This is a genomic window from Micromonospora sp. NPDC052213 (genome assembly GCF_040679695.1).
Classification (GTDB): domain Bacteria; phylum Actinomycetota; class Actinomycetes; order Mycobacteriales; family Micromonosporaceae; genus Micromonospora.
In genome coordinates this window covers 1-9,956 of record NZ_JBFAVI010000215.1, presented here as the reverse complement: position 1 = coordinate 9,956, position 9,956 = coordinate 1, and the positions used below count along the sequence as shown (strand labels likewise).

The 9,956-nt window shown below is 75.3% G+C and carries 2 protein-coding genes; both read right to left on the bottom strand.

The annotated features are described in order from the left end of the window. Positions 1 to 1,561: beta-ketoacyl synthase N-terminal-like domain-containing protein (locus AB0L34_RS30655; protein ID WP_363708782.1), on the bottom strand; the 1,561-nt coding region annotated here is incomplete at its 3' end. Between the two features lie 36 nt (positions 1,562 to 1,597). Further along, positions 1,598 to 9,956 (bottom strand): SDR family NAD(P)-dependent oxidoreductase (locus tag AB0L34_RS30650; RefSeq protein WP_363708780.1); only part of this gene is annotated, 8,359 nt, incomplete at its 5' end.

The following is a 9,956-nucleotide window of genomic DNA, read 5'->3' as shown; positions in this document are numbered from 1 at the left end:
CCACATCGACGTCGCCACGCTCGCGGACGTGCGCGGCGAGCCGAGCCGCCTGACCCGCCAGCGCCGCCTTCGACCGCGCCGACACCGGCCAGACGGTCACGTCCGACGCGATCAGGCCGGGCCGGCGGGCCGACTCGACGGCCGCCTCCCCGTCCACGCTCTCGGGGCCGGCGACGCCGGGCCGGTACTCCTCCACGATCACGTGCGCGTTCGTGCCGCTCACCCCGAACGAGGACACGCCGCCACGGCGCGGCCGGCCCAGCTCCGGCCACGGCCGGGCCTCGGTGAGCAGGGACACCGCGCCCGCGGACCAGTCCACGTGCGGGGACGGCTCGTCGATGTGCAGGGTCTCCGGCATGACGCCGTTGCGCACCGCCATCACCATCTTGACCATGCCCGCGACGCCGGCCGCGCTCTGGGTGTGGCCGATGTTCGACTTCACCGAGCCGAGCCACAGCGGCCGGTCGGCGGGGCGGTCCTGCCCGTACGTGGCGATGAGCGCCTGCGCTTCGATGGGGTCGCCGAGGGTGGTGCCGGTGCCGTGCGCCTCGACCATGTCGACGTCGGCGCTGCCGAGCCGGGCGTTGGTGAGGGCCTGCCGGATGACCCGCTGCTGGGACGGGCCGTTCGGGGCGGTGAGGCCGTTGGAGGCGCCGTCCTGGTTGAGGGCGCTGCCCCGGATGACGGCGAGGATCGGGTGGCCGTTGCGCTCGGCGTCGGCGAGCCGCTCCACGACGAGCACGCCGCCGCCCTCGCCCCAGCCGGTGCCGTCCGCGCCGGCCGCGAACGCCCTGCACCGTCCGTCGACGGACATGCCGCGCTGCCGGGAGAAGACGATGAAGACGCCGGGGGTGGCCATCACGGTGACGCCGCCGGCGATGGCCAGGTCGCACTCGCGGCGGCGCAGCGCGTTCGCCGCGAGGTGCAGCGCCACCAGGGACGACGAGCAGGCGGTGTCGACGGTGACGGCCGGCCCGTTGAGGCCGAGTGTGAACGAGATCCGGCCGGACGCGACGCTGGTGGTGTTGCCGGTGCCGAGGTACATGTCGACGCCCTCGGGCACGTACGACAGGCCCATCCCGTAGTTGGACGTGCTCAGCCCGACGAAGACGCCGGTCTGGCTGCCGCGTAGCGACAGCGGGTCGATGCCGGCCCGCTCGATGGCCTCCCAGGACGTCTCCAGCAGCAGCCGCTGCTGTGGGTCCATCGCCAGTGCCTCGCGGGGGCTGATGCCGAACAGGGACGGGTCGAAGTCGCCGGCCCCGTCGAGGAAGCCGCCGACCCGGGTGTAGCTCTTGCCCGGCTTGTTGGGGTCGGGGTCGTACAGGCCCTCCAGGTCCCAGCCCCGGTCGTCCGGGAACTCGGTGAGGGCGTCCCGGCCCTCGACGACCAACTCCCAGAGGTCCTCCGGCGACCGGACGCCGCCGGGGAAGCGGCAGCTCATCGAGACGATGGCCAGGGGTTCCTGCTCGCGCGCCTCGACGGTCTGCAGCTTCCGCTTGGTGTCGTGCAGGTCGGCGGTCACCCGCTTGAGGAAGTACCGAAGCTTGTCGTCGCTCATCGCGTGGCGCCTTCCTCGATCCAGAAGTCGGTCATCTCAGGAGATTCCAAACTCTTTGCTGATGAAGTCGAAGATCTCGTCGTCGCTGGCCGACTCGAGGTCGGGCCGGTCCTCCTCGACGGCGGGCCCGGCGGCCAGGTCGGACGCCTTGGCCAGCAGGTCCCGCATCCGGGCCGTGAACCGGTCCCGGGCCGCCACGTCGAGCGGGATCGTGGTGAGCAGGCTCTCCACCGCGTCGATGCCCTGGAAGATGGGCTGGGTGGAGGGCGCCGCGTCGGCGGCGATCTCGCCGGTCAGCTTCTCGGCGAGCGCCGTCGGTGTCGGGTAGTCGAAGACCAGCGTCGCCGGCAGCCGCAGCCCGGAGAGACCGTTGAGCCGGTTGCGCAGGTCGACGGCGGTGAGCGAGTCGAAACCCAGGTCGGTGAAGAGGCGGCCGGGGTCGATCGCGTCGGCGCCGGCGTGGCCGAGGACCGCGGCGATGTTCGCCCGGACCACGTCGAGGACCACCTTGAGCCGTTCCGGCCCGGCCAGGCCGGCCAGCCGCTGGCTGAGCGGCACTCCGCCGGTGCGGCCACCTGCCGCGTCGACGGAGCGCCGCAGCGGCACCCGGACCAGAGCCCGGAGCATCGGGCCGAGGGACCCGGACTCGGCCTGCGTCCGCAGCGTTCCGACGTCCAGCCGCATCGGTACGACGGTCGCCGCGTCCAGCCGCCACGCCGCGTCGAAGAGGTCCAGCGCCTGCTCGGTGGACAGGCCGGCGGCGCCCTGCTCGGCCATCCGCCGCACGTCCGCGTCGCCCAGGTGACCGGTCATGCCGCTGGCCTGCTCCCACAGGCCCCACGCCAGGGAGATGCCCGCGAGCCCCCGGGCCCGCCGGTGTGCGGCGAGGGCGTCGAGGAAGGCGTTCGCCGCCGCGTAGTTCGACTGGCCGGCGCTGCCGAGGGTGGCCGCCGCCGAGGAGAAGAGCACGAACGCCGCGAGGTCGATGCCCTGGGTGAGCCGGTGCAGGTGCCACGCCGCGTCGATCTTCGGCACGGCGACGGCGTCGAGGCGGTCGGGGGTCATCGACTCCAGCACCCCGTCGTCGAGGACGCCCGCGGCGTGCACGACGGCGGTGAGCGGGCGCTCGGCGGGCACCCCGGCGAGCAGCGCCGCCAGGGCGTCCGGGTCGGCGGCGTCGCAGGCGGCGACGGTCACCGCCGTACCGGCGGCGGCCAGCTCGGCGACGAGGTCGTCGATGCCCTCGGCGCTCGCGCCGCGCCGCCCGGCGAGCAGCAGGTGTTTCACGCCGTGGGCGGTGGCGAGGTGCCGGGCCAGGAGACGACCCAGCACGCCGGTGCCGCCGGTGATCAACACGGTGCCGTCCGGGTCGATGCCGCCGGGCAGCAGCTCCACCCCGGCCGGGACGCGCCCGAGGCGCGGCGTGCGGACCTGCCCGGCCCGCACGGCCAGCTGCGGCTCGCCCGAGGCGATCGCGGCGGCCAGCACCGCCGCGCTGTCCTGGTCGTCGTCGAGGTCCACCAGTTGCAGCCGGCCCGGGTGTTCGAGCTGGGCGGTGCGCAGCAGACCCCACACCGGGGCCTGGCGCAGGTTCACCGCGTCCTGCTCCCCCGCCGCGACCGCGTCGCGGGTGACCAGCACGAGGCGGGACTCGGCGAACCGGTCGTCGGCGAGCCAGGTCCGCAGCCCCGCGAGCGTACGGTGCGTGGTGGCCCGCGCCTGCCCGGCCAGCGCCGGGTCGGTCGGGTCGCCGGCCCCGCCGACGGGGACGATCACCGCCTCGGGCGCGGGTTCGCCCCCGGCGAGCAGGTCCCCGAGGGAGTCCAGGTCCACGTCGGTACGCACCCGCGCGCCGGCCGCCTCGCAGGCGGCGCTGAGGGCGAGGTCGTCCCCGCCGAGCACCGCCCACCGGGTGGCCGCCGGCACCGGGCTGGTGGGCAGCGGCAGCGCCGGCCAGTCCACCTGGAACAGCGACTCGTGCCGGCCGGAGCGGGCCGCGCCGAGCGAGTCGCCGGAGACCCGGCGCATGATCAGCGAGTCGACGTGCATGACCGGGGCGCCGGTGGCGTCGGCCACCTGGAAGGACACCCCGACCTCGCCGGCCGCGGCGACGCGTACGCGCAGGGCGGTCGCCCCGGCGGCCAGCAGCGTGACCCCGGTCCAGGCGAACGGGAGCCGGGGGACGCTGGCGTCGGCGCCGTCGCCCATCCGGCCCAGGAAGCCGCCGATCGACATGGCCTGCAGGGCGCCGTCGAGCAGCGCGGGGTGCACGCCGAACCGGCCCGCCTCGCTGTGGTGGTCGGCCGGCAGCTCCACCTCCGCGAAGACCTCGTCACCCCGCGTCCACGCGGCGCGCAGGCCGCGGAACGCCGGGCCGTAGCCGAAGACGGTCGCCTCGATGCCGGCGTAGAAGCTGCCGGAGTCGACAGGGGTCGCGCCGGGCGGCGGCCACACCCCCAGGTCGAAGGCGGGCGCGCCGCCGTCGGCCGGGTGGGGACCGAGCAGGCCGGTGGCGTGGCAGGTCCAGGCGACGTCGGCCAGGATCTCGTCCGAGCCGTCCCGGTACGGCCGGGAGTAGAGCTGGACGCCGCGCCGGCCGTCGTCGTCCCGGTCGCCGACCAGGAGCTGGACCTGGAGGGCGCCGAGCTCGGGCAGGACGAGCGGGGCGAGCAGGGTCAGTTCCTCCAGCCTCGGGCAGCCCGCCTGTTCCCCGGCGTACGTGGCCAGTTCCACGAAGGCGGTGCCGGGCAGCAGGATGTTGTCCATCACCCGGTGCTCGCCCAGCCAGGGGTGGGTACGCACCGACAGCCGCCCGGTGAAGACCATCCGCTCGTTGTCCGGGAAGGTCAGCGCGGCACTGAGCAGTGGGTGTCCGGCGTCCTGGAGGCCCGCGGAGGCGACGTCCTGCACCCGGTGCGCGGGCGCGTCGAGCCAGTACCGCTGGTGGTCGAAGGCGTACGTCGGCAACGGCACGGTGTCGGTCCCCGTCAGGACCTTCGTCAGGTCGACGGGCAGGCCGATCGCGTGCGCGGTGGCCAGGTTGGTCAGCAGCCGCGTCGGGTCGTCGTCACCCCGACGCAGGCTGCCCAGTGTGTACCCGGTAGTGCCGGTGTCGTCCAGGATCGCGGTGACCGGCATGGTCAGCACGGGGTGCGGGGAGATCTCCACGAACGTCGTGTGACCCGCCGCGATCGCGACGCGGACAGCCGCGTCGAACTGGACCGTCCGCCGCAGGTTCTCGTACCAGTAGTCCGCCGTCATGCTCTCCGGCTCGACCCAGTCGCCGGTCAACGTCGACACCAGACGGGTGTGACCCGGCTGCGGCCGCACGTCGGCCAGGTCGGCACGAAGCTGCTCGGCGACCTCCTGCACGGATGGCGAGTGCGACGCGTAGTCCACCGGAATCAACCGCGCCCGCACACCGTCGGCCTGGCAGGACTCCACCAGGTCGGCCACCGGCTGCGGCGGCCCCGACACCACCACCGTCGACGGGCCGTTCACCGCCGCCACCCCCACGCCGGGGAAGGCGGCCAGCCGGGCGGCGACCGCCTCGGCGGACAGGTCCACCGACGCCATCGTCCCCGTCCCCCGCAGCACGGCGAGAGCCCGCGACCGCAACGCCACCGTCTTCGCCGCATCATCGAGGGACAGGATCCCCGCCACACACGCCGCACCGATCTCACCCTGCGAGTGACCGACCACCGCCTGCGGCACCACACCCACGTGCCGCCACACCGCCGCCAGGGCGACACCCACCGCCCACAACACCGGCTGCACGACCTCCACCCGGTCCAACCACGACTCGTCCTCACCCGTCAACACCGAGACGAGATCCACGTCGAGGTAGGCAGCCAGCGCCCGCTGGCACTCCGCGAGCCTGGCGTCGAACACCGGCGTCCGGCCGACCAGCCCGGCCGCCATCCGCGCCGACTGCGCCCCCTGGCCCGGGAACACGAACACCGGACCCGCGCCGTGACCCGACGCCGTGCCCGTGACCGCGTTACCGGCCGGGGAACCCGCCGCGACGGCCTCCAGGCCGGCGAGCAGCTCCTCGACGCTCGCGCCGACGACGGCGGCGCGCTGGTCGAGGATCGCGCGGGTCGTCGCCAGGGACCAGCCGACGGCCGCCGGGTCGAGGTCGCCGTGCTCCCGCGCGTACGCGGCGAGGCGGGCGGCCTGCCCGGCGAGGGCAGCCCTGGACCGGGCCGACACCGGCCACACCACCACGTCCGAGGCGACCAGCCCCGGGGCGGCGTCCACGGGCGGCTCGGTCTCGTCGGCCTGCTCGATGATGACGTGCGCGTTCGTGCCGGAGATGCCGAACGACGACACCGCCGCCCGACGCGGCCGGTCCACCGCCGGCCACGGCGTCGCCTCCGTCACCAGCTCCACCGCACCCGCCGACCAGTCGATGTGCGGCGACGGCTCGTCCACGTGCAGGCTCGCCGGCACGATCCCGTGCCGCATGGCCTGCACCATCTTGATCACTCCGGCGACGCCGGCGGCGGCCTGCGCGTGCCCGATGTTCGACTTGATCGACCCCAGCAGCAGCGGCAGGTCGGCGGGCCGGTCCTGCCCGTACGTCGCCAACAGCGCCTGCGCCTCGATCGGGTCACCGAGCGTCGTGCCGGTGCCGTGCGCCTCCACCACGTCCACGTCGGCCGTGGACAGCCGGGCGCTGGCGAGGGCCTGCCGGATGACCCGCTGCTGCGAGGGGCCGTTCGGCGCGGTCAGCCCGTTCGACGCCCCGTCCTGGTTGATCGCGGAGCCGCGTACCACGGCGTAGACCTTGCGGCCCTGCCGGCGGGCGTCGGAGAGCCGCTGCACGAGCAGCATGCCGACACCCTCGGACCAGCCGGTGCCGTCGGCGGAGGCGGCGAACGACTTGCACCGCCCGTCGGCGGCCAGGCCGCGCTGCCGGGAGAACTCGATGAAGGCAGTAGGGGTGGCCATCACCATCACGCCGCCGGCGAGGGCCATGTCGCACTCGCCGCGCCGCAGCGCCTGCCCGGCCCAGTGCAGGGCCACCAGGGACGACGAGCAGGCGGTGTCGAGCGACACGGCCGGCCCCTCCAGCCCGAACGTGTACGCCACCCGGCCGGAGATGACGCTGCTGGTGAGCCCGGTCAGCGCGTAGCCCTCGGTGCCCTCCGGCGCGTACGCGAGCAGGTTGGCGTAGTCCTGTCCGCTGGTGCCGACGAACACGCCGGTGCTGCTGCCGCGCGCGGCGGCGGGGTCGATGCCGGCGGACTCGAAGGTCTCCCAGGTGGTCTCCAGCAGCAGCCGCTGCTGGGGGTCCATGGCGAGGGCCTCGCGCGGACTGATGCCGAAGAAGTCGGAGTCGAACCGGTCGACGCCGTTGAGGAAGCCACCGCCGCGGGCGTAGAACGTCCCGCTGGCGTCGGGGTCGGGGCTGTACAGCCCGTCCAGGTCCCAGCCCCGGTCGGTGGGCAGGTCGGTGATGGCGTCGACGCCGTCGGCGACGAGGCGCCACAGGTCGTCCGGGGACCACACCCCACCGGGCAGCCGGCAGGCCATGCCGATGATCGCGAGGGGCTCGTCGTCGCCGACGGCGACGGTGGTGGTCGCGGGCCGGACCGGGACCGGGGTGCCGGCGATCTCCGTGCCCAGGAAGGCGGCCAGGTCGTGCGGGGTCGGGTAGTCGAAGACGAGGGTGGCCGGCAGCCGCATGCCGAACGCGTTGTTGAGCCGGTTGCGCATCTCGACGGCGGTGAGCGAGTCGAAGCCGAACTCGCTGAACGCCCGCCGTGGCTCGATCGCGGTCGGGTCGGGGTAGCCGAGCACGGCGGCGGCCTGGCCCCGGACGATCTCGACCAGCGCGGCGAGCCGGTCGGCGTCGCCGAGGGCGGCGAGCTGCTGGACGAGGGACGCGCCCGTGGTCACGGCGGCGGCGCGGGCGGGGGTGCGGATCAGCGCGCGGTACAGCGGCGGGACGCTGCCGCCGGCGAACTGCACCTTCATCGCGGCCAGGTCGAGGCGGGCCGGGACGAGCGCGGCGTCGGGGGTCCGGCAGGCGGCGTCGAAGAGCGCGAGGCCCTCCTCCGCCTCCATCGCCGCGACGCCGGAGCGGGAGATCCGGTTGAGGTGGACGTCGTCCAGCTCGGTGGTCATGCCGCTGCGGTCGGCCCAGAGGCCCCAGGCGAGGGTGAGCGCGGCGAGGCCGTGCGCCTTGCGGTGGTGGGCCAGGCCGTCGAGGAACGCGTTGGCGGCGGCGTAGTTGCCCTGGCCGGGGCCGCCGGCGGTGGCGGCGAGGGACGAGTACGAGACGAACGCCTTCAGGTCGAGGTCGGCGGTCAGCTCGTGCAGGTTCCAGGCGGCGTCGACCTTGGGCCGCAGCACGGCGTCCATCCGCTCCGGGGTGAGCGAGGGGATGGTGCCGTCGTCGCGGACGCCGGCGGCGTGGATGACGGCGGTGAGCGGGTGTTCCGCCGGGATGCCGGCGAGCAGCTCGGCGACGGCGTTCCGGTCGGCGACGTCGCAGGCGGCGACGGTGACGGTCGCGCCGAGGGCCTCCAGGTCGGCGCAGAGTTCGGCGACCCCGGCGGCGGACCGGCCGCGCCGGCTGGTGAGGATCAGGTGCCGGACGCCGTGGGTGGTGACCAGGTGCCGGCTCATCAGCTGGCCGAGGGTGCCGGTGGCGCCGGTGATCAGGACGCTCCCCTCGCCGTCGAACGGCGCGACGGGCGGCTCGGCCTGGGCGGGGACCCGGGTGAGCCGGGCTCCGGCGGCGACGCCGGACCGGATGACGACCTGCGGCTCGTCGGTGGCGAGCGCCGGCACCAGCGCGGCGGCGGAACCGGCCACGTCGTCGACGTCGACCAGCACGAACCGGTCGGGGTTCTCCGACTGGGCGGAGCGCAGCAGGCCGATCACGGCGGCGCCGGCCAGGTCGGTCAGGTCGCTGTCGTGGGCGGTGGCGACCGCGCCCCGGGTGAGCACCACGAGGCGGGAGTCCGTGTACCGGTCGTCGGCGAGGAACCGCTGGAGCGCGTCGAGCGCCCGGTGGGTGGTCTCGGCGACCGCGCGGGGCAGGTCGTCCGGTCCGGGCGGTTCGAGGAGGGGCACGACGAGCACGCCGGGGGCGTCCGCGCCGTCGTCCAGCGCCGCGGCCAGGGCGTCCAGGTCGGGGTACGCCGCCGCGGCCGTCCCGCCGGCCACGAGCGCGTCGGTGAGGCCGGCGTCGGCGCCGACCACCGCCCAGCCGGCGGTCGCCGGGGCGGCGGTCGGGGCGAGCGGCGCCCACTCGATCCGGAACAGCGACTCGGTGCCGCCGCCCCCGGCCACCCGGAGCTGGTCGGCGGAGACGGGACGCAGGACGAGGGAGCCGACGGAGATGATCGGGGCACCGGTGACGTCGGCCAGCAGCAGGGAGATGCTGTCGGTGCCGGTGTGCGTGACGCGGACCCGGGCCGCCGCCGCGCCGGCGGCGTGCAGGGCGACGTCGTTCCAGGAGAACGGCAGCCGGCCGTAGCCGGGCGGGATGTCCGCCGACGGCTGGCCGGTGGCGGTGGTGAGCCCGAGGGTGTGCAGGGCCGCGTCGAGCAGCGCCGGGTGCAGGCCGTACCCGCCGGCCTCGGCGGCGGGGGTCTCGGGCAGCGTCAGCTCGGCGAACAGGTCCTCGCCGCGCCGCCAGGCGGAGCGCAGCGCGATGAAGGACGGGCCGTAGTCGTAGCCCTGGGCGGCGAGGTTCACGTACAGGTCGTCGGTGGCGACCTCGGTCGCGCCGGGGGGCGGCCAGGCGGTGAGGTCGGACCAGCCGGGCGGCCCGCTGGGCACCGCCGGCCCGCTGGCCAGCACGCCGCTGGCGTTGCGGGTCCAGGCGCGCTCGCCGGGACTGTCGGTCGGCTCGCCGTCCGGGGCGGAGTGCAGCGACACCGAGCGGCAGCCGGTCTCGTCGGCCGGTCCGATCCAGAGCTGGATGTCGACGCCGCCCGTCTCGGGCAGGATCAGCGGCGACTCCAGGGTCAGTTCCCGGACGTGGTCCGCCCCGACGTGCGCGCCGGCCTGGAGCGCGAGTTCGACGAAGCCGGTGCCGGGCAGCAGCACGGTGTCGAACACGACATGGTCGGAGATCCACGGGTGGGTACGCCGGGCCAGCCGGCCGGTGAACAGGAAACCCTCGGCGTGCGCGACCCCGACGGCCGCGCCGAGCAGGGGGTGCTGGGCGGGGCGCAGGCCGACCGCGGTGACGTCCCCGGTCCAGCCGGCACCGGCCTCCGGCCAGTACCGCTGCCGCTGGAAGGCGTACGTGGGCAGGTCGACCCGGGTGGCGCCGGTGTCGGCGAACCACTGCGCCCAGGTGACCGGGACGCCGTGGACGTGCAGCTCGGCCAGGGCCGCCAGCAGGGCGTGCCCCTCGGGCCGGTCCTTGCGC